The sequence below is a fragment of the Sphingopyxis sp. GC21 genome (genome assembly GCF_025727575.1).
In the GTDB taxonomy this organism is placed as follows: Bacteria; Pseudomonadota; Alphaproteobacteria; order Sphingomonadales; family Sphingomonadaceae; genus Sphingopyxis; species Sphingopyxis terrae_A.
Genome location: NZ_CP095845.1, coordinates 1793593 through 1811553, shown reverse-complemented (window position 1 = coordinate 1811553; position 17961 = coordinate 1793593). Strand labels below are relative to the sequence as shown.

Here is a 17961-nt window from a genome sequence, read left to right as displayed (position 1 = left end):
CAGGTCTCCACCAGACCCGCCAAATATCCTGTTGTCCTTAAGCAGATCACCGAAAGCCCAGTCATCGCCTGCTCCGGCAAATATGATCGCTCCCTTCTCTGCCGCTTGATGGGTTTCATTGACAAAATCGAGGTGAGGAGTTCCGAGAACTGACTTTAATACAGATCCAATTCCACCGGTCGTGACAGCGCCGGCGATCAATGTAGTCAACTTGAGGTAATTTTTATCACTCCAGGCGCGAATGATTTCAGCACCAAATGCCGCAATAATTGCCTCGGACTGTGTGTTTGGCTCCGCCAGCGCGTTATTGAAAGGGACGCCAAGGCGCCACAACACTGCCGACTCATCGTGTGTGCCGCCGGCAAGAGTTCTCTTCAAATCGGCCAGATAGCGACCAAGACTGGCGATCGGTCCGTCATCCTGGTTAGTGCCTAAATAGAGATCGTATCCATCTTCCCTGCTAGCAATAACGTCTTCGCCGTAAAGCCGACGGAAGTAATCCACATAGCTTTCTCCCAGCAGCGCTGTCGCAACTGGCTTATCGCCGGCCCCAGATGGCAAGCTACCAACTGAAAGCATATCGCCGTTAACGACGCCACTCGAGGCTGTCAGGTAGGCGTTATCTTTTCCGGATATAGATTTACGCGCAGCTATTCGCGATTCGTCGGTTAGCTGTGCTTCGTATTCCCAATCATTGTATACATAAGGCCCGCCAACGCCGTCTGGCTCGGTGAAGATAATGTTAACTTTGCGTCCTATGCCAAATGGATCGGTCAAAGGTTGCGCTATAGGGCGAAAAAGATTAGTAAATCCCCCACCATTGAAATCAAAATCTTCCCCAATATTCTGACCATCTACGGATTTAACATTGGGATCAATTGAGAAGTTTTCAATCCTCTTTGTGCCAGTGACTGGATTGTATATAAATTCCGCATCTTCGTTGATGTGAAAAGCTGATGTTCCCCAAATAAACACTCTCTGAAAATAGTGATCGTCCGACTCGCCATCGCTCTTAAAATACGCTTGATTAAACGAAAGCTTATCACTGCCTATTCCGAAAATTCCGGGCGTTTTTGTTATAGAATCTCCCGCCAATTCCTTCAAGGTGAAGTGGTACTCCCCATTCAGCAGCGGCTTTCCGATTAAGGCACTCAAAAATCGGCTGTTATCCGCTTGGTAATTTTCCTGATTTGCAGATGAATCGTTGAAAAATCTACGAACCACCTCAAACAGCTCGGGATTTGCAAATCGACCAGGGCCATTTTTGTAATCGAGCGCTGTAACGTCAATCGTGGTGACTGCGTCGTCAGGGCGAATAAGCGCTTCATTTGCCGGACCTGTCAGACCAAGCTCTTTCCCATAAAGGAACAGTCGAATAATCCGGTCATTGACATCATTGCCCGAGACATCTTCCGACATCGAAAACCCCTAAACCTTGTGTGTATTAATAGTTAACATCAGAAAATCCGCAACTGTAAGCGGCGGATCGTACATGCACACTATTACGAACATTTGGCCCAATTGTTCCATTGGAAAGTAGATTACCATCCTCTGAGAGATTAGAAAATTCCAACTTTCCATTTTGTAACTTATTTAAGACATAAAAATTTGCGAAATATGTTTCACCATCTGGGTGTTTGCTTAATTCCCCCAAGGGTCTTCCGGGAAAATTAACATTATAATACGGGTTGTCGCTTCTGTTCTCTCCGCCCTTGTCGTTAACGAGCGCCGCATCCACGGTGGTGATTTGACAGCACAACGGGTTAGCTTCGACAAATGTCTGTAGAGTAGCGCGGATTGACGTATCTGGGGCAGATGCGGGCAGTTGCTGAATGAGGTAGGCTTCGAGATAATCTGGTAACCCATGCACAACTTGGCCGTGGCCATACGGGTAGCCGGTGCTGAGGGTGCCTGACTGGTGTTGCTTGTGAATGCTCAGCAACAATCGCGCCTTCATCTCATTTTCGGGAATACGCCTGTTTTCTGGCTTGCAGAAGCCATCACCCTCCGAGGGGTATACGTCTCCACATGCGCTTAGCATCATGGTGCTTGAAACTAGCGCCATGTTCACGATTCTTCGCAATCGCGCTCCGGAAAACCCGGCGTTCACGCCGCCGCCCTCTTCGATGTGCGTCCATTCGCAACAAAGCCTTCGCTAAGCGAGCAACCCGTCTTGGCGATGAGGATGCTGGCACCGTCAATTCGGCTGACGCCAGGCGACAGCTGATCTGCGGTCTGCTGTCCTCGTCTTCCCACGCTCGACACTCCCAGGCGCCCGAGCCTCGGGGTTATACGATCGCATGCAGAATGGAATATCATGGCCCCAGGAACCCCTCTTCACACTTGCCTAGATGCCACAGCACTGTAAGTATGCAATAGAAATTTGTCGATCCGGATGGTGGAAAGCGGTACTTGAATTAATAGGGGTGAGGGTGGCTCTAGGTTTGAGTCGGATGGACGTGAGTTTTCGAGGCGATACCTCGTGATAGTCGCAGTCGATACATAGATTAAACTACATTCAAATTGAATGTATCTGGTAAATACATGAGATGCCGCAATGGCATGGCAAGAGCGGGCAGGGTGATCTGGAGATCGCAAGTTGAGTATCCAAATTCCCTGCAAATTTTGCACATAGTTGGCACGGCAGAGAACGCGATCAAGGGGACATATAGTGGTCAAGAAATCTAACGGTGCGGCAAAGGGTTTGGAAGCCAGCTCTTCCGGGGCGGAATCTGTTCAAGGTCAAGGGATTGATCCCGAGATTGCGGCGAAGATTACGGCCGTGCGGACCCATATCCGGGAAAGCTTCGGCAAGGTTGTCATGGCGATGATGATGTTGCCACGCTACCGCAACCAGACGCTGGCGGACCTCCAGCATCTCGTGCTTGAGCCGCTGATGCGCGACCGGGTGGCGATCGCCTATCCGGGTGGTGACAAGGCGGGACCGCTGGCCGACATGGCGGGCCTGGCGATCTGGGCGAGCGTCAACGCGGACGCGGACGTGCGCATCCGCGAGCAGATCCAGGCTGGCACCTTCCCGGTCCGGCTCAAGGCCGAGGATTGGAATTCCGGCGACATCAACTGGCTCCTCGACGTCGTGGCGCCCGATCAGAGGACAACGGCCAACGTGATCGCCAATTTCAAGCAGGTCGTGAAGGAGGGCAGCCTGCGCCTCCATCCGATCATCACGCGCCTCGTCGATGCCGAAACCCTGGCGAAGATGGGTGCCGAGAAGATCGCCCCGACGACCGAGGCGGCAGTCCCGGAAAGCGCGACCGTCAACTGACGCTCTGCCCATCGAGCCGGGCCGCCCAGTGAGACGGTCCGGCTCACCCCGCGACTAGACAACGATGCGTGCACAGGCTTTTCATAGCGCATGAGCAAGCTTGTCCCCCTGGTCTTTCTCGATGCAAACGTGGTCATCGCCGCGGGCAAGCCGCCCGGCGGCCCGGAGATCGACCGAGTCAAGGATCTGGTGGAAGCAGGCCTCGTCCGCGTGCTGACGACCGACCTAACCATCACCGAGGTCGCCAAAAAGCACGCACAGAACGACTTCGATCTCATCCGCGAGATCTGCCAGCCCCATTTCCGCAAGGTTGTCGAAGAGGTGACCGGCGTCGGCTTGCCCGCGCTCAAGCGCCCCGAACTACGGGGCCGTCTGAAAGAGCGCTACGATGCCGCGACCGCCGCAATGTTCGTCTCACTCGGCGCGCAAGAGCTGGCGATCGACGACGTGAAGGCATCGGATGTGTTCGATGCATATGCGCAGGGGAAGGGGTTCTTTTCCGGGGAGGGGAAGAAGGATCAGTTCCCCGATGCATTCACGTTCGAGTGCTTGAAAACGGTCGCGTCGAAGAAGCAGCCCGTCATCATCGTCTCGGCCGACGGCGATTTTACGGGGCCGGTGGAGGACACCAAGCACATCACGCTGGTCAAATCGCTGCCCGACCTATTCGCTGCGCTCGGTCTCGAGATGGCGGCGCCGGAGGTCGATGCCTTCCTCGAAACGCAGGAGGTTTGCGTGACCGATCTCGTCAATCAGGAGATGACCAGTTGGGGCCTGCAAAGCGATGATGTGGTGGACGCGGAAATCGACGAGATCGTCGTCAACGGAATCGAGCTGGGTAAGGTCACCGCCTTCAAGGCGATTGAGAAGGGGGGCTCGATCCTCGCGGTCACTTCGGCCGAGGTGCGCGCCACCATCTCCTATACCCATCCCAATTGGGACGAGGCGATGTACGATTCCGAGGACAAGGTTCTCATCCCCTTCGATGACGTGAGCGGCGATACCGAGGTAGAGCTTTCGATCGATATTGCCATGAGCATCACGGTCAACCAGAAGGGCAAACCTGACGAGATAGAGGCGCTGCGCTTTCGCAACGCCGATTTCCAGTATGTGACGCTTTATCCGCCCGATTACTATAATTGAGGAGCGCGAGCGGCATCCCTTGCCGCCTTTGGTCCGCGCTCGTCCACGAAATCAGGCCTACAGCGCGGCGATCATGGCGGCGATATCGGGTTGGTTGCCGATGCGCTGGGCGAGCGGCGCCGAGGGGGCCGCCTGCTGCGGCGTTCCTGTCGATCGCAGGCCAGCGCGGACATTATTCGGCGTGAGCGTTCGGCCACGCGCCTTGGCGATGCCCTGGAGGACCGCCACTGCACCGGTGACGATCGGCGAGGCGCTCGAGGTGCCGCTGAAGCTGACGGTAAACCACTCGTCCTCGCCCTGGCCTGCATAGAGGTCACCATAGCCGGTCGTCGTGACCTCGCGGCCCCAGCCCTGACAATCGACCCGTTTACCATGGTTGGAGAATCCGAGCCGTGATCGGGCAAGTCCATAGTGACCGGATACCGGTGCACCAGCACCAACGATGATCGCGCCTGAATCCACCTCGCCGCGAAACGGATTTCGCCAATCGGCTGTAAAATCCGCGGCCGGCGTGTCGTATAGCGGATCGTCGAGATCTTCCGCACCGTTGCCGGCGGCTTCGACGACGATGATGCCGCGTTTGATCGCGCGGCGGATCGCCAGGAAATCATCGCGCCACCATTCCACTGCGATATAGCCGCGCTGATCGTCGCGCTGGGTGAAATCGAAGCGCGGGCCTGGCCGATGCATTTCGAGAAGCAGGATGTCGCCAGGTTCGAGTTGCGCGGACGCCATGTCGATCGCCGCTGCCGAGCCGATGCCATTGTGCGAGACGGCCGCCATCCGCGCATCGGGTGCGATGCCCATGGCACCCTGGCCGTTATGCCTTGCGATCACTTCCCCTAGCACGGCGGTTCCGTGATTACGCCAATCCACCTCGTCGATCGCTGTGCCGCCAGCGAGACCGCCATTGTCCTCAAGATCGACATGAGTGAACTGCCAGGCGCCCTCAATGTCGATAATGCTGACGTTCGCGCCTCTTCCGCCCGGGAGGTTCCAGGCGTCGATGGCACCAATCCCGCCCGGTGCTGCGGCGAGGTAGGTCTGGAACTGGTCGAAGCGGGGGATTGTGCCGCCGGGAGGCGCGACCGCTTGAATCGCGGGGGCCGCCACCGCTTCGTCAAAAGGGGCGATGGGGTTGAAGGTGGGGGGTTTTACATAGACTTTCTCGACGGCAGCCTGCTCCCGCATTCGCGCGACGAAGGCATCGACCTTGTCGTCGGGCACCTCGGCGTGGAAGTAGCGCGCCATTTCGGTTTCTTCGGGGTCGGGCGCTGCCTGAGCCGCAGCGCCGCCATCGAGGGCATGCGGTGCTCCCCTGTCACCGGGGCTGTCGAACATAGGCGCGAGAACCACCCCGAATTCCCCGAGCAGACTGGAGAGGCCGTCATCACCGGGTGCATCGGACAGCAGGCTTTTGGTGGTCCGGGCTGCGTGTGCAGTGGTGTCATCGGCGAATACCACCACGACTTCCGATGTCGGCATGACGATCTCTCCTGACTGGAACCTTGGATTAGAAGTGCGTCGACAATGTCACGGTCGGCCCAACATCCCAAACCGAATAGTCCTTGCCCGCGCGGTCGGACCAGTTGCGCTGGAAATTGGCTTGCAGGTCGAGGGCGAGGTTTTCGCTGAGGGCGAAGCTGACCCCGCCGAGAACCCGCAGCAGAACGTCGTCGCGCCCCTTCGATGTGCCGCCGGTATAGTGCGAATATTGCCCGCGGGCGCTCAGCGACCAGCTCGTCGTCTCGTTGATGTCGGCCGAGTAGGTGAGAGTGGCTGTCCCGCGATTGAGTTCGACCGTGTTCACGCTTGCCTCGCGTCGCAGCACATTGGCGTCCAGCGCCACGCGGGCGTGATCGCCCGCAGCCCAGGATCGCTTGGCGCCGAGGGTGAAGTGATGGATCGTAACGTCGTGGCTGTCGAACTGGCCCGTGTAGAGCGACATCACCGTATAGTGGACATAGGGCGCGATGCCGGTAGTCGCATCGCCGAAGCGGAAACCCGCCTGACCCATCAGCGTCGAACTGTCGTTTTCGTTGTGCGCGGTATAGGCGTCGCTGTCGACATCGCCCTCGATGAAGAACTGCGCGCCGCCGCCGATGGCCCATTTCTTGGCGATCGTGATCGTCGGATCGGCGTGAAACGCCTGATCCCTGTTCGTCTCCGCATTGGCGACATTGCTGTTGTAGGTGAACGGCACGGAGACGCTGACTTCCCACGGAAACCGCTCGGGTTCGCCCGGTGCGGCGCGCATCGCCGGGCGCTCAGGGCGTTCGACCCGCTCCAGCCGCGCCTCCGCCCGATTGACCCCGACGTCCGGACTTGTCTGGGCCTGCGCGCCTGCGGCAATCGTGAGCAGGCCCGTCGTCAGGCCTGCTTTCCAAAGTGTCTTCATGTTTCCCCCCATTGTTGCGTGCGCGTTGGCACGGTCGGATGATTGTCGCGCGCTCGCGGGCTGCTTCCCGCCGGTCGCGGTTGGTTTCGGCGCGAGTTATGCGGCTGTCGGTGTTCTGATCGGGCGCCGCGTTCGCCGCGCCGTTGGCGGCGAGGAGCATGGCCATCGCCAATCCAGGCAAAAGGTGAGGCGCTCGGAATGTCAAACCGAGAAGACCTCACCGTCCGTGAACTGCGGATTGGCCACGCCGACGGGCAGGTAATTCGGCGATTGCGAAGAAGGCAGGCGCTTGCGGATCGCCTTGGTGAACTCCGCATAGGTGCCCTTGAACTTCCCGTTCGCCCAGGTGCTGATCAGTGCGCCCGTGAATTTCCCGTTGAACGCGCCATCCTGCGAAAGCTGGTTGTCCTGGCAGCCCGAGACAAGCAGGACCGTGCAGGCGGGCTCTGGAGGCGGCGCGGGCTTCTGCAGCAGGTCGTCGTAGAATTCGCGGTTTGCCTCATAGGTCCGGTACTGGATTTCCGGCGGCATGATGCGGTAGCCGGCCGATGGATCGAGAGCCCCCAGCGGACGCGAGATGACGTGATGGGCCAACGCGAGTTCCTTGATGACGGTCCCGCTGTGACAGCTGTCTGAGAAGACCGCGATCCGCACGCCCGGCTTGAAATTCGCCCAGGCTCGATACAGCTCGTCATCGAGCAGTTGGCCGTCGAAAAGACACCAGGTCTCGTCGAGGCCGTCGTCTTCGTCGCCATTGCGGTCGGGAAGCTGTCCGCCATGCCCGGAATAGCTCACGATGAGGGTGTCGCCGGCGATCATGCTTGTCGCCAGATCTGACAGATGATCAAGGACGGCCGGGCGGGTCGCTAGCGCCGTCAGCAAAACCTTGGGCTGGAAACCGCGTCCCTGGCAGATCTTGCGCATGGCAGCCGCATCGGCTTCGCAAGCAACAAGAGGCCCGCTCCAGCCGTCGTAGTGGTTGGGATCAACGCTATTGAGCCCGATATGGAGAGAATACCCGTTCGCCATTAGCCCGACTCCTCTCGTATAGTTTGCAATCCATCATACACGGCAAATCGCGCGCTGCGCGTATTGCATTCAGACTGGTTCTTATTTGGGTTGAGGGCGGCGTAATCATTCCTGCCGCCTGTCATCCCTGCCGCCTGTCATCGCTTCGATCCGTCGCGGAAAACTCTCAGCGAGGTCGAGGCGACCCGCGAATCCCGTTCACCGGCTGCGAATATCCATCACAGGTGCGAGAATCTGCGAAAAACGATCTCCGTGCGACTGGTTTGGGGAAGACTATCAGCGTTTCCCACCGTGCAGATCATTGGCAAAATGCGCTTCCGTCTCCCGGTTTCGCGCCAAAGCCTCGGCTGGGCCCTGGTAGCGCGCTTCCCCCTGCGTCTGTGCCACGGCCATGGTGTTGTCGGACGGGGGGAGGGGCTTGCGGCATCGCGCGCAAAAAAAGGCCGTCGCCGTGGTCAACAGTTCAAGCAGCCTGCCTTGGTTGTGGCTGCACGGCGCAGGAATTTGACGATGGTAAGGATTTTTACTTGGCTTTTCGTTCGTGGTGCAAATGCCTCGGTAGAAACGAATTCGCCGTTATGAGAGCTGTTCAAGAGACTGACCTGCGATGATTTATTGCATTTCGCAGGCGTTCCACCCTACAATCGTTGCGCCTGCAAAAACAGCAGGCGGAGGCGTGCAAACCTCCTGAAGCAAGGGCTCGCCGAGCGTATCGGCCGGGTGGTGGACATCGCGTGCCGCTTGTCCGGCTGCGCGCGCTCGCACCTTCCATGCTCCAGGTCTGTACCGCCGGTTCAGCGACCGGCCGTCTCCGATTTGTGACCTGCCGCAGGCGATGCCGGCGACGGGAACGAGCGGTGTTCAATCGCGGATGGTGCGCAGGGGGCGCAGCGACCCGCGCAGCGTTTCAAGGGGGGAAAGTGAGCGGTTCCGACAATTCTTCGGGCTCGATCCTGGGCTGGCTCGGCTTTCGCGGCTCGCGCGGGTCCGACCGCGGCACTGGCAAGGCGGCTTCCGCGATCGGCAAGGGTCGCGGCGGTGTATTCCAGCAGGCCCGCCAGCATCTCCTTGATGAGATCGCCGCTTTCCTGCTCTCCTACGAACTGGATGTGACACCGGGTAACCTGGTTATCGCCCACGGCGCCTTTTCCGGTTCGAATCCGGCCCTCGCGCGCAAGATCGCGCAGCGCGTCACCGCCGGCCTCGACATCACCCAGGCATGGCTCGATGAAACCACGGCGGCAGACGAAGCCACCGACAAGCACGACGGCATCCAGCAGCTCATGGCGAAGCTGGAATCGACGCTCGAGACCTTCTCGAGAAACACCTCGGCCGCGCGGAGCGCGACGTCGATCTACGGCGACGATCTGGAACAGCACGTCGCCGAATTGGTTCAGGTCCAGGAGACCGGCCACATCATCTCGAGCCTCGCCGATCTCGCAAAAGCCATGCTCGAACGCACCCGCACGCTCGAGGCCGACATGCGGCGCAGCGAGGACGAGGCCAGGTCGCTGCGCCGCAGCCTCGAAAAGGCGAAGCGCGACGCCGAGGTCGATCATCTGACCGGGCTGCCCAATCGCCGCGCGTTCGAGGCGGTGCTCGAGCGCGAGTTCCGCGAGGCGCGGGCGTCGTTCGATCCCCTCACCGTCGCCTTCTGCGATATCGATCATTTCAAGCGTATCAACGACACCCACGGCCACGATGCCGGCGACCGTGTCATCCGCCTGATCGCGGAAATGCTCGCCACCATCTCGAACGACAATTGCCATATCGCCCGGCATGGCGGGGAAGAGTTCGTGATGCTGTTCCGCGCCGTCAGCCTGGCGCAAGCCCACAGGAAGCTCGACGAGCTGCGCGAGCAGATGGCCGACCGTCGCCTGGTGAACCGCAAGACCGACGAGCCTTTGGGCCAGATTACTTTTTCGGCCGGCATCGCCGACGTGTTCGATTTTCCCGACCCGCGCGCAGCGCTGAAGGCGGCCGATGAAGCGCTCTATGCCGCGAAGGAAGGCGGCCGCAATCAGATCCGGATCGCCCCCAGGGCGGGGGCGCCTGCAACCGGCCCCACAACCGGCAAGGGGTCGGCATGACGGACGCTCCCTCGCCGCTGGCGCGCGCGGCGGGCCTCATGCGCGTGGCGTTGTCGATACTCGACGAGGCCGGTGAAGCGAGCCCGGCCGCGTACCTGCAACAGGCGCTCGATGCGCTTGGCGGCGTGGAGCCCGCCGCGCCCGGCAGCGAGCTTCTACGGCAAGCCGCGGTCGCGGCCGATCCGACGATGGTGCGCGCGATCGGCGGCATGCTGGCCGTCCTCTGCACCGTGCTGGGCCGGGAGAAGATTGCGTCGGTAGAAGAAATCTCGGGCATCCTCGGGGTCTATGCCGCCACGACCGCGGAAAGTTCCGCCGCCGAAGGCCTGATCCTGGGATATTGGGCCGCGATGCTCCGTGACGTAGGGCAGGCACTCGGCGACAAGCAAGCGCCGTGAGCGCGCGGAGAGGGGGCGTTTGCCGCCGGACCCGTTTTGGTCCGCCTGGCCTGAAGGTCTGATCGCGGGGCAATGATCGCCAGCGTCTCGTGTGGTAATATGCCGCCGACCATCGGGAGAGGCGGCATGGCAGACGGGCAGATCGCCACGAACCGCATCGATGACGCGGTACTCGCCCTCATGTTTCTGACGCTGCATGACCCGCATCGGCCTTCAGGCACGGAGCGCGCCTGGAAGTCGTTCGACCTGGACGCACTCGATCGCCTCGCTGACCAGGGCCTGATCCTTGATCCGGTGAACCGATCGAAATCAGTGGTGTTGACGCTGGACGGTCGGAGGCGAAGCGAAGAGCTCTTTCGTCGGCTTTTCACCAGATCCGGGTGACGGTTCCTTTCGGAGCGCCAAAATATCGTGCGTGCATCCCCCGCGGCGCAGCCGGCGTGGCTGCGCTAGGTTGCTTTTCTTAACGACTTCGGCCTACCATGCCACCGCCTGCGGAGACGTGGGTGGAGGCGTGCAAACCTCCTGAAGCAAGGGCTGGTCGAGCTTATCGACCGGGTGGCGGACGCGTATGTCCAGGCCACCCGGCTAAAGGCGTCCGCGCCTGACTTGCTTCAGGTTTGCAACACCCGGTTCTAGTGGCCGGCACGTCTCCAACGAGAGACGTGCCGCCAGCTACACCTTTTTGGGTCCGGTCGCGCGCAAGAGGAGTCCATTCTGAATGAGAGCAGGACGCGCGCAAACCACTCGATTGCCGAGGGAAGATTCCGGTCAGGGGAGTTCGCCCGTCTTCCCGGTGCCCATGCAGTCGTCACCGACGAAACTGTCCGCGACGAAGGTCTGGTCCCGGGATCTGGGGCCCGCATCCTGCGCGGCTTCGCGCACCGCCTGATCGACCCGCGGCAGAACCGAAACGCGCAGGGTCAGGGAGTCGAAGCGATATGGGGATACTGACACGGACGGCCGCGCGGCGGGGCAGGGTGGTGTTGATCGTCGAGGGCGAACCCCAGCTTCGCAAGATGGCCGCCGACAGATTCATCGATTCCGGCTACCGCGTGTTCGAGGCCGGCAATGCTCTGGAGGCGATTGCGATCCTGGAGCGAGGCAACGATATCACGGCGGTTTTCACGGACATCGAGATGCCGGGCGAGACAAACGGCCTCTCGCTGGCCGCCGAGATCAAGACCCGCTGGCCGCACATATGAGTGCTGATAACGTCCGGGCGAGTTCGGCCCGATGCGGCGGTGATGCCCACCGACGCCGCCTTTATCGCGAAGCCCTATCGCCCGAGCGAAGTCATCAGCCGGCCCGCATCGATCGATCCACTACGAGTCACGCGACGATAGAAAGCCTGGCTCGCTATGCGCGGTGCGGACATGGAGATACTCCGGTTCCTCCGAGATGGCGCGCAGGCCGGGAACCAGCACGCCCGAGACATGGACGCCGGCGACGTGGGGCCGATTGACCATGATACCCAACGTCAGGTTTGCCTTCCCAGAGTTGATGACGGCTGGTGGCGATCAAGCGCTCAGCCTGCGAACGTCGATCCGCCGGGACGCTGCTTCGACGCCGATCTCGAAATGGTCTGTCTGGACGACATCGGTGATTCCAGCAGGCCGATAGCCGACCACGTTCCTGCCGCCACGATGGCGCAGACTATCATAGGCGATGCCGGCTGCGGCGGACGCGCGAACCCGCTCGCCGAGCGCCTGCGCCCCGTCATAGCTCCCCGGGGTATAGGCATCGGGATAGGCGGTCTGTTTGCCGCAGATATCGAGAAAGTCGCCGGTCAAGGTGGCGCTGTAGGTGCGATAGGTTCGCCGCATGGTCCCGACCGATCGCGCCGCGGCTTCACGCCGCAGATGATGGCCAACCTCGGCCGCAGCGGTGACGATCGAGGCGGAGGCGTACCATGCCCCGAGATCGGCGCCGTTGAACCGCATGCCGCCGGGCGCGACGTGGAGAAACGACGCCATGACGATACTCGCATTGGCCCGGCCGTAAACCCATTGGTCCTGCGGCAAACGGTCGATGCGTTCGGCCACCAGACGGTCGTTGGTCCAGCCTGCAAGTTCCATCACGGCAGCCGCGTCGGCCGCCGTCGCCACCGTGTCGAAAAGACCGACCGGAGGGAAACGCGACGGCACCAGCCGGAAGGCCGGGCGAGGCGCGGGAACATAGCTGTCGGTCACCCGAAAACGATCTCGCTGTCGCTATAGGGAGAAAACCCGTCATCGGCGGCGTTCGGCGCCATGTAGATGCCGCCACGCGCGCTATCGAGGAAGCGCCGCACGGTCATCAAACCATCCTGCGTGCCGCTCGTCACCAGATCGATCGGCGGATGGCCGCCGAATATCGGTGCGCCGTGCGGATGCCGCAGCCATTCGACGCCTTCGTGTTCGTCGGCGAACAGCACGCCCAGCGCCTGGTGGATGCCGAACAGCGCCGAGATCCGGGTCAGCACATCGACATCGAGCGTGATCGCCCCATGTTCGCGCGCCTGTTTGCACCAGTTGTGATAGGTCGATCGCGAAGGGTAGCCGAGGATCAGGCGGCGCTGTTCCTCGTTCAGGCCCCACAGGTCGGCGACCGCGACGAAGGTCCGCATGGCCGGCGCGCTCAATCGCCGGCGGTTGGCCGGCGCGAAGCGCGACAAATCCAGGCGGGGCGGAATGTCCGCTGTGGGGCCACTGCTCCCGATCGCGTCGATCGCCATGCTCTTCTCCTGACTGGATCGGGATATAGTCCAAATTTGGACAAAATGCAACCCGGCGCTGTTCTCCGATCCAGATGCGGGTTCGTTCACTCTCTTCGAAAAGGCTTCCGTCGCCCCTGCCTGCTATCCGCGAGCGAATGCAGGGTGATGTGAAAGAGCCGTTTACGCTCGGAGACTGGGCTGCCGCAGGCCTGCTGGTCCTCACGGGCTGCGCATTGGTGTTTCGCTATGCCAACCCCGATCTGGCCGAGGAAGGGATCTGGGCTTATATTCGCAGTCCGCCTACGGTCGCTGCGAGCGGCCGGGTCCGATAGGCTGGTGACATCGCAAGGGCTACGTTTCAGCCGAAAACAATTCCATGATGTAGCAATCCACTGCCGCCGACAGGTTGCCCATCATGGACAACGTCGGATTGGCCTCCCCACGCTCGATATGAATAATCAGGGATACGGCGACTCCGCTTCGTTCGCCCAGCTCGCATTGGGACATGGCGAGAGCCAGCCGCCGCTCGCGCAGCCGATCCCCGAATTGTTTGGCCAAGGGCGACGCCACTTTGTCCGGGAAGATGTATCGCGCCATTCTTGAACCTGCACCGGGAAAACGACCTATGGCCGAGCTGCGTGACGGGCAATGTTGCCGACTCCGATACGCCATAGGGTGCTGAAACGGAAATGAGGATAGCGCCACGTCACTTGAACAGCGCCCTTGGCAGTCGATCCTGGCGCGCACGGGGCTGAAGATCGGCCATCGGCATGCGATAACAGGCTCATGGCAACCCGACTGAAACGATCCGCTTCCACCGGCGCGGACCTCTGGCCGATCATCGAGGCGGCCGCGCGCCATGATGATGGCGAAGCCGCACGGTCGCATCTCGCGGCAGGGCGGCCGATCTATTATGGCGAGCGCGACACGCCCCCCGGCCTGGTCGTGAAGGAATATCCTGACGGCCGCCGCGAGCTGGTCCGCTTCGACCATCTGGGCGAGCATCGCGTCTGCGGCGCTCCGCGAGCTTGAATTTTCTGCGCGACTATCGTACATCTTCAATAAGTACACAAAGGACGAATTGACCATGCCCCGCGCGGCTATCGACGACAACAAACGCATGAACCTCAGGGTTTCGGCCGAGGCCAAGGCCAAGCTCGTGCGCGCGGCCGCCCTGCGCAACACGGACCTGACAAACTTTGTGATGCAAACCGCGCTGCGCGAGGCGGAAGCGGTGATCGAGGCGGCCGAAGCGGTCCGAGTTTCGGCGCGCGACTATGCGCGCGTGCTTGATCTGCTGGAAAATCCGCCCAAGCCCAATGCGCGTCTGAAAGCGGCTATGGCAGCACTGCCCGCCAACCTATGACGCTGCCGGATTGGCGCGAGGAGGCCATAGCAAAAGCCCACGATTGCCACACTTTCGACTGCGGCGACATGGCGATGAACGATTTTCTGCGGCGCTACGCACGCCAGAGCCACGAACAGAACGCATCCAAGACCTTTTGTGCGATCGATGCCAGCGCCCCCAATCGGGTGCTTGGTTTCTACACGATCACCCCGTCTGCGGTGGCCCATGAGGACGTGCCCACCCGGATGACCAAGGGCCTGGCCCAGCATGAAATTGCGGGTTTCAGGCTGGCGCGGATCGCCACCGACATTGCTGTGGCCGGTCAAGGATTGGGCGGCCAGCTTCTCGTTTCGGCCGCTCTGCGCTGCCTGCGAATAGCCGAGCAGGCTGGTGGCCGTCTGCTCATCATCGACGCCAAGAACGAACGCGCCGCCGAGTGGTATGCGAGCTATGGCGCGGAGCCGCTACAGGACAAGCCGCTCACGCTGGTCATGCCGTTGCAATTGTTCGCGGGCGGACTGCAAGCCAGAAAGCTGATCTAGCCGCCGGATGCCAATCGCACCCCACCCCTGAATCCGGGGCGGGGCGCGCAAACTGGCCGCTCGCTACGGCGCTATTGGGGAACGCGCTCCCGGCCAGCTTCGACCCGATCAACGCGGTTATTACACCGAAACCATCGACTATGAACCTTGGGGCGTGGACCCGGAGCTGATTTGGCGATTCACCGCCGATTGGGCGTTTGACCGCAACTCACCCCAGTTCCATCCCGCGCCCGCCCTTCGGCGCGGCTTGCTCGGCCTGGTGCGCGATCTTTGGCGCGCGCTCCGGTTCTAGCGCCGTCTGCCGCTCGCCCGCGCGAGGCTCGATCGCATCAGTCAACTTCTCTTTGCTGTATCAGGCCAACCGGCTGTTCAAGCCGATGGCGGATATCGAAAAGCTGTTCGGGGCGTTGGACGGCAAGCCGCCTATTCAGTCGTCACCAGGCCAGTCGTCGGTCACGCCGAAATAGTCGTAGAGAAGGTCCACGGTCGCAGGCCGCAGGGCGACGAAATGCCGTCTCCCGTCATCGGGATCGTCGATCCGCACGACGTGCCCTGCTTCGCACAGGTCGTTGACCCGCCGCAGCGCGGTGCTCGCCGGCGCATAGGAGGCATGACACAGCGCGCTGATCGGCACCTTCTTGCCCTCGCATTCGTGAACGAAGATGTCGATGAGGATGTCCCACGCCGGTTCGTTGAACAGTTTCGACGTGCCGAACAGACCGCGGCGATGCTTGCGCCGGGCGAAGGCGCGGCGGGCATTTTCCAGCGCGATCGAACGCTTCCCGGAAGGATCGCCGCGGTTGATGCTGTCGCGCAGGCGATGCGCGGGACCGTCGCAGCGATCGCCGGACGTGGGGCCAAGCGCACCGATGCGGCGCGCGCTGGTCGCGGTGACGACGATGTGATCGACGATTTCGACATCGAGCGAGAGGCCAAGGTCCACGAGTTTGCGCGTGGCGTCGATGTCGCTCTGGCTCGGCTTGGGATCGCCACTGGGGTGATTGTGGACGAGAATGAGTCCCGTGGCGCCATGCTCCATCGCCCGGCGGAAGATCGTGCGGGGGTACAGTTCGATCTGCCTGACGGACCCGCGATGCAGCGTCTCGTCCGCGATCAGCCGGTGGGACGCGTCGAGGAAGAGAATGCGCAGCACTTCGTCCGGAAGCGAGCCCATCGAAGCCATGAGATAGCGGTTGAGCTTCGGGCAGGCGGGATCCACCGGCTGCGTCGCGAGGTCGGCTTGCAGGCCCTCGAGAAACACATCGCGCGCGCCCAGCAGGATATTGGCGATCGTTCCATCCTGGCCGAGAACGCGCGCGAGCGCCTCGTGCGATTGCGCCAGGATGCGGTTGATGCTCTGGAATTCCTCGAGCAGCGCGCCCGCTAGGCGCTCGCCATCGACCGGTTCGACCGTCGCCAGGAAACGTGCCAGGACGGATCGCTGCCGTTGCGACGCAAGCGCTGCTGGTGCCGCCAGGTTGCGACGAGGAGAAGGGGCGGGAGCAGCCAGGACGATGCGACCTGCATCGTGAGATAGGCAATCGGGTTCATCGTAACGTCCAGCGCGCGGCTGATGTGGCCCAGAAGCGGCAGGACGTGCAGGACCGCCGCGACCATCGGCCAGAAACGGTGCGCCACCAGCGCAAGGGTTACGGTCGCAGCCGCACCCATCAGATCGAGCGCCAGATACTCCCGATCGAGATTCCCGTAGTCCGCCAGTCCGAGCGCCGACAGCAGGAAATCGAGCGCGACCATCGTCAGCGCTATGACCACCATCACCCGTTCCGGCCCGCCACCCTTCCAGGCGGCGTAACCGAGAGCCACCAGCAGAAGGGCGATGAAGATTGCAATGCGCATCGCTATCGCTTTTCATGCTGGTCGCTCCCGGTCAACCACAGTCAGGCCACCGCCGCGAGATGCGGGGTGGTACCGGCCGAGCCGTTCGGACAGTCGCGCAGGTCGTAGCTGCCGGTTTCCTTGCCGATCTCGATCAGATCGCCATGAATGCGCAGCACGTCGCTGCTGACGTCGACCAGCGACATCTGCGCCTTGGCGAGACGCAGGATCGTGGCCTGGCCGGTCTTCGCCGGCACGCCGCTTTCGCGCCGCGCGGTCACCATGCTGGTCATCAGCGAGGAGAGCGCGATGATGGCGTCATCGACCTTGGCTTCGGCGGCGGGGACATCTTGCTGCAGACGCGCAGCCATGAGCTTGGTTTGAGGCATGAGTTCTCCTTTGCCGGAAACGCACCGCGCGCCGGCGAACCTTGGGTCAACAAGTGGACAGGTTCAGTTGGAGACCAGCCTCGTCAGCGTTTCCGCGATGCCGAGGCCCAGGAACACGACGATGACCAGGGCGAAAAGGATGCCGACCATGATCACGACGCGGGCCTGGATGCTGTAATCGTGTCTCCATCCGTCCCGGAACGGCAGGAAGAACTCCCTCGACCCGATCCCGGCATCGAAGCTGGGCGACGCACTGTCGCTCAGCGTCAGGACCGGGCTCGGGTCGCCGTCCGGAAAGTCGGATGGCACGAACATGGGGGCCGGCGGAACCTCCACCGGATCGTATGCGACGTGATCGTATATCCGTTTGAGCCGGGCATATTCCTTCGCAGCCGCCCGGCGATCCTGCACATCAAGAACCTGCTTCGCCGTGTCAATGCGCTGATCGACCGTCCATTTGGAAATGCCGAGCAGGCGGCCTATCTCTTTCGATGTGAGACCGTCGATGAGCGGGTCGAGGCAAACGCGCTGCTTGTCGGTCAGCCGGCGCCAGCGCGCGAGATCGCGCTCTTCCTGCTCCTGTTCGGTCATGATCGCTTCCGAACCCGCGCGGCGCCTGCGGATAGGCCGGGATGCCCGCGCCTATCGCAAACGGTCCGGAACGAGATCCGGTCTGGAGAAAAGAGAGGGGCGATCATTTTATCGCCGTAGTCCAAATCCGGACATCGCCGCTACCCCAAACGCACGCGCGACAGCCCCCACGCGGACCGTGCTGCGGCAGGACAGGACGCAATTCCCCATATT

Annotated in this window: 23 protein-coding genes; 10 read left to right on the top strand and 13 right to left on the bottom strand. The window is 61.5% G+C overall.

Going from position 1 to position 17961, the window contains the following annotated elements; translation table 11 throughout:
• Positions 1 to 1444: 1444 nt before the first annotated feature.
• Positions 1445 to 2071, bottom strand: a complete 627-nt coding sequence (locus MU856_RS08755; RefSeq protein WP_263588901.1) for a hypothetical protein — start codon at positions 2069 to 2071, stop codon at positions 1445 to 1447.
• A 600-nt stretch (positions 2072 to 2671) separates the two neighbouring features.
• Between MU856_RS08755 and MU856_RS08750 the strand changes: the two genes are divergently transcribed.
• Positions 2672 to 3286 (top strand): toxin-activating lysine-acyltransferase, encoded by a 615-nt coding sequence (locus tag MU856_RS08750; protein WP_263588900.1) that lies wholly within the window; start codon positions 2672 to 2674, stop codon positions 3284 to 3286.
• Between the two features lie 90 nt (positions 3287 to 3376).
• A complete protein-coding gene (locus tag MU856_RS08745) occupies positions 3377 to 4429 on the top strand; it encodes a PIN domain-containing protein (RefSeq protein WP_263588899.1) in 1053 nt (350 codons plus the stop codon).
• Positions 4430 to 4486: 57 nt separating this feature from the next.
• Here MU856_RS08745 and MU856_RS08740 read toward each other — a convergent pair whose 3' ends face one another.
• From MU856_RS08740 to MU856_RS08730, 3 genes are all read right to left on the bottom strand, one after another.
• Entirely contained in the window at positions 4487 to 5914 is a 1428-nt protein-coding gene (locus tag MU856_RS08740; protein WP_263588898.1) for a S8 family peptidase, read from the bottom strand.
• Positions 5915 to 5942: 28 nt separating this feature from the next.
• Entirely contained in the window at positions 5943 to 6827 is an 885-nt protein-coding gene (locus tag MU856_RS08735) for a transporter (protein ID WP_263588897.1), read from the bottom strand.
• A gap of 201 nt (positions 6828 to 7028) precedes the next feature.
• Positions 7029 to 7856, bottom strand: a complete 828-nt coding sequence (locus tag MU856_RS08730; RefSeq protein ID WP_263588896.1) for a caspase family protein — start codon at positions 7854 to 7856, stop codon at positions 7029 to 7031.
• 734 nt (positions 7857 to 8590) lie between these two features.
• On the opposite strand from MU856_RS08730, the gene MU856_RS08725 reads away from it, so the two are divergent.
• The 3 genes from MU856_RS08725 (at position 8591) to MU856_RS08715 (ending at position 10728) form a co-directional block, all read left to right on the top strand.
• The gene (locus MU856_RS08725) at positions 8591 to 9946 is read left to right on the top strand and encodes a sensor domain-containing diguanylate cyclase (protein ID WP_263588895.1); all 1356 of its coding nucleotides are present in this window, start codon (positions 8591 to 8593) and stop codon (positions 9944 to 9946) included.
• Positions 9943 to 10344 carry a hypothetical protein gene (locus MU856_RS08720; protein WP_263588894.1) on the top strand — a complete coding sequence of 134 codons (402 nt, stop codon included), beginning with the start codon at positions 9943 to 9945 and terminating at the stop codon, positions 10342 to 10344. The genes MU856_RS08725 and MU856_RS08720 overlap by 4 nt, the downstream gene beginning before the upstream one ends.
• Before the next feature lie 72 nt (positions 10345 to 10416).
• Positions 10417 to 10728, top strand: coding sequence for a DUF6429 family protein (locus MU856_RS08715; protein ID WP_318153206.1), 312 nt, complete (start codon positions 10417 to 10419; stop codon positions 10726 to 10728).
• A gap of 387 nt (positions 10729 to 11115) precedes the next feature.
• On the opposite strand, the gene MU856_RS08710 is transcribed toward MU856_RS08715, so the two are convergent.
• A complete protein-coding gene (locus MU856_RS08710) occupies positions 11116 to 11301 on the bottom strand; it encodes a hypothetical protein (protein WP_263588893.1) in 186 nt (61 codons plus the stop codon).
• A gap of 26 nt (positions 11302 to 11327) precedes the next feature.
• Here MU856_RS08710 and MU856_RS08705 point away from each other — a divergent pair, with 26 nt between their 5' ends.
• The gene (locus MU856_RS08705; protein WP_263588892.1) at positions 11328 to 11549 is read left to right on the top strand and encodes a response regulator; all 222 of its coding nucleotides are present in this window, start codon (positions 11328 to 11330) and stop codon (positions 11547 to 11549) included.
• Between the two features lie 120 nt (positions 11550 to 11669).
• Here MU856_RS08705 and MU856_RS08700 read toward each other — a convergent pair whose 3' ends face one another.
• The 4 genes from MU856_RS08700 to MU856_RS08685 all read right to left on the bottom strand — a co-directional run bounded on the left by MU856_RS08700 (position 11670) and on the right by MU856_RS08685 (position 13639).
• Positions 11670 to 11813 carry a hypothetical protein gene (locus tag MU856_RS08700; RefSeq protein ID WP_263588891.1) on the bottom strand — a complete coding sequence of 48 codons (144 nt, stop codon included), beginning with the start codon at positions 11811 to 11813 and terminating at the stop codon, positions 11670 to 11672.
• 51 nt (positions 11814 to 11864) lie between these two features.
• Positions 11865 to 12536, bottom strand: coding sequence for an RES family NAD+ phosphorylase (locus tag MU856_RS08695; protein WP_263588890.1), 672 nt, complete (start codon positions 12534 to 12536; stop codon positions 11865 to 11867).
• Entirely contained in the window at positions 12533 to 13060 is a 528-nt protein-coding gene (locus MU856_RS08690) for an MbcA/ParS/Xre antitoxin family protein (RefSeq protein WP_263588889.1), read from the bottom strand. Before MU856_RS08690 ends, MU856_RS08695 begins: the two co-directional genes overlap by 4 nt.
• 333 nt (positions 13061 to 13393) lie before the next feature.
• Positions 13394 to 13639 (bottom strand): helix-turn-helix domain-containing protein, encoded by a 246-nt coding sequence (locus tag MU856_RS08685; protein WP_263588888.1) that lies wholly within the window; start codon positions 13637 to 13639, stop codon positions 13394 to 13396.
• Positions 13640 to 13828: 189 nt separating this feature from the next.
• Here MU856_RS08685 and MU856_RS08680 point away from each other — a divergent pair, with 189 nt between their 5' ends.
• From MU856_RS08680 to MU856_RS08670, 3 genes are read left to right on the top strand one after another with little or no spacing between them, the layout of a single operon-like run.
• Entirely contained in the window at positions 13829 to 14074 is a 246-nt protein-coding gene (locus tag MU856_RS08680; RefSeq protein ID WP_263588887.1) for a hypothetical protein, read from the top strand.
• 55 nt (positions 14075 to 14129) lie between these two features.
• Positions 14130 to 14408: a DUF1778 domain-containing protein gene (locus MU856_RS08675; RefSeq protein ID WP_263588886.1), complete on the top strand. Its 279-nt coding sequence runs from the start codon at positions 14130 to 14132 to the stop codon at positions 14406 to 14408.
• Positions 14405 to 14932: a GNAT family N-acetyltransferase gene (locus MU856_RS08670; RefSeq protein WP_263588885.1), complete on the top strand. Its 528-nt coding sequence runs from the start codon at positions 14405 to 14407 to the stop codon at positions 14930 to 14932. Before MU856_RS08675 ends, MU856_RS08670 begins: the two co-directional genes overlap by 4 nt.
• A gap of 427 nt (positions 14933 to 15359) precedes the next feature.
• Here the strand turns inward: MU856_RS08670 and MU856_RS08665 are convergent, their stop codons facing one another.
• Positions 15360 to 16151 (bottom strand): JAB domain-containing protein, encoded by a 792-nt coding sequence (locus MU856_RS08665; protein ID WP_263588973.1) that lies wholly within the window; start codon positions 16149 to 16151, stop codon positions 15360 to 15362.
• Positions 16152 to 16172: 21 nt separating this feature from the next.
• Between MU856_RS08665 and MU856_RS08660 the strand changes: the two genes are divergently transcribed.
• Positions 16173 to 16319, top strand: a complete 147-nt coding sequence (locus MU856_RS08660) for a hypothetical protein (protein WP_263588884.1) — start codon at positions 16173 to 16175, stop codon at positions 16317 to 16319.
• On the opposite strand, the gene MU856_RS08655 is transcribed toward MU856_RS08660, so the two are convergent.
• The 3 genes from MU856_RS08655 to MU856_RS08645 form a co-directional block, all read right to left on the bottom strand.
• On the bottom strand, positions 16316 to 16789 hold the full coding sequence (locus tag MU856_RS08655; RefSeq protein ID WP_263588883.1) for a hypothetical protein: 474 nt from the start codon (positions 16787 to 16789) through the stop codon (positions 16316 to 16318). The two genes, MU856_RS08660 and MU856_RS08655, sit on opposite strands and share 4 nt — an antisense overlap.
• Before the next feature lie 41 nt (positions 16790 to 16830).
• Positions 16831 to 17157 (bottom strand): hypothetical protein, encoded by a 327-nt coding sequence (locus tag MU856_RS08650; RefSeq protein ID WP_263588882.1) that lies wholly within the window; start codon positions 17155 to 17157, stop codon positions 16831 to 16833.
• Between the two features lie 63 nt (positions 17158 to 17220).
• Positions 17221 to 17748 carry a helix-turn-helix transcriptional regulator gene (locus MU856_RS08645; RefSeq protein ID WP_263588881.1) on the bottom strand — a complete coding sequence of 176 codons (528 nt, stop codon included), beginning with the start codon at positions 17746 to 17748 and terminating at the stop codon, positions 17221 to 17223.
• Between the last annotated feature and the right edge of the window lie 213 nt (positions 17749 to 17961).

Bases quoted from the DNA above. Each gene is read 5' to 3' on its own strand.
- MU856_RS08745 (WP_263588899.1), top strand. From the start codon at position 3,377: ATGAGCAAGCTTGTCCCCCTGGTCTTTCTCGATGCAAACGTGGTCATC.
- MU856_RS08740 (WP_263588898.1), bottom strand. From the start codon at position 5,914: ATGCCGACATCGGAAGTCGTGGTGGTATTCGCCGATGACACCACTGCA.
- MU856_RS08735 (WP_263588897.1), bottom strand. From the start codon at position 6,827: ATGAAGACACTTTGGAAAGCAGGCCTGACGACGGGCCTGCTCACGATT.
- MU856_RS08730 (WP_263588896.1), bottom strand. From the start codon at position 7,856: ATGGCGAACGGGTATTCTCTCCATATCGGGCTCAATAGCGTTGATCCC.
- MU856_RS08720 (WP_263588894.1), top strand. From the start codon at position 9,943: ATGACGGACGCTCCCTCGCCGCTGGCGCGCGCGGCGGGCCTCATGCGC.
- MU856_RS08715 (WP_318153206.1), top strand. From the start codon at position 10,417: ATGATCGCCAGCGTCTCGTGTGGTAATATGCCGCCGACCATCGGGAGA.
- MU856_RS08700 (WP_263588891.1), bottom strand. From the start codon at position 11,813: ATGGTCAATCGGCCCCACGTCGCCGGCGTCCATGTCTCGGGCGTGCTG.
- MU856_RS08690 (WP_263588889.1), bottom strand. From the start codon at position 13,060: ATGGCGATCGACGCGATCGGGAGCAGTGGCCCCACAGCGGACATTCCG.
- MU856_RS08685 (WP_263588888.1), bottom strand. From the start codon at position 13,639: ATGGCGCGATACATCTTCCCGGACAAAGTGGCGTCGCCCTTGGCCAAA.
- MU856_RS08680 (WP_263588887.1), top strand. From the start codon at position 13,829: ATGGCAACCCGACTGAAACGATCCGCTTCCACCGGCGCGGACCTCTGG.
- MU856_RS08675 (WP_263588886.1), top strand. From the start codon at position 14,130: ATGCCCCGCGCGGCTATCGACGACAACAAACGCATGAACCTCAGGGTT.
- MU856_RS08670 (WP_263588885.1), top strand. From the start codon at position 14,405: ATGACGCTGCCGGATTGGCGCGAGGAGGCCATAGCAAAAGCCCACGAT.
- MU856_RS08655 (WP_263588883.1), bottom strand. From the start codon at position 16,789: ATGCGCATTGCAATCTTCATCGCCCTTCTGCTGGTGGCTCTCGGTTAC.
- MU856_RS08650 (WP_263588882.1), bottom strand. From the start codon at position 17,157: ATGCCTCAAACCAAGCTCATGGCTGCGCGTCTGCAGCAAGATGTCCCC.
- MU856_RS08645 (WP_263588881.1), bottom strand. From the start codon at position 17,748: ATGACCGAACAGGAGCAGGAAGAGCGCGATCTCGCGCGCTGGCGCCGG.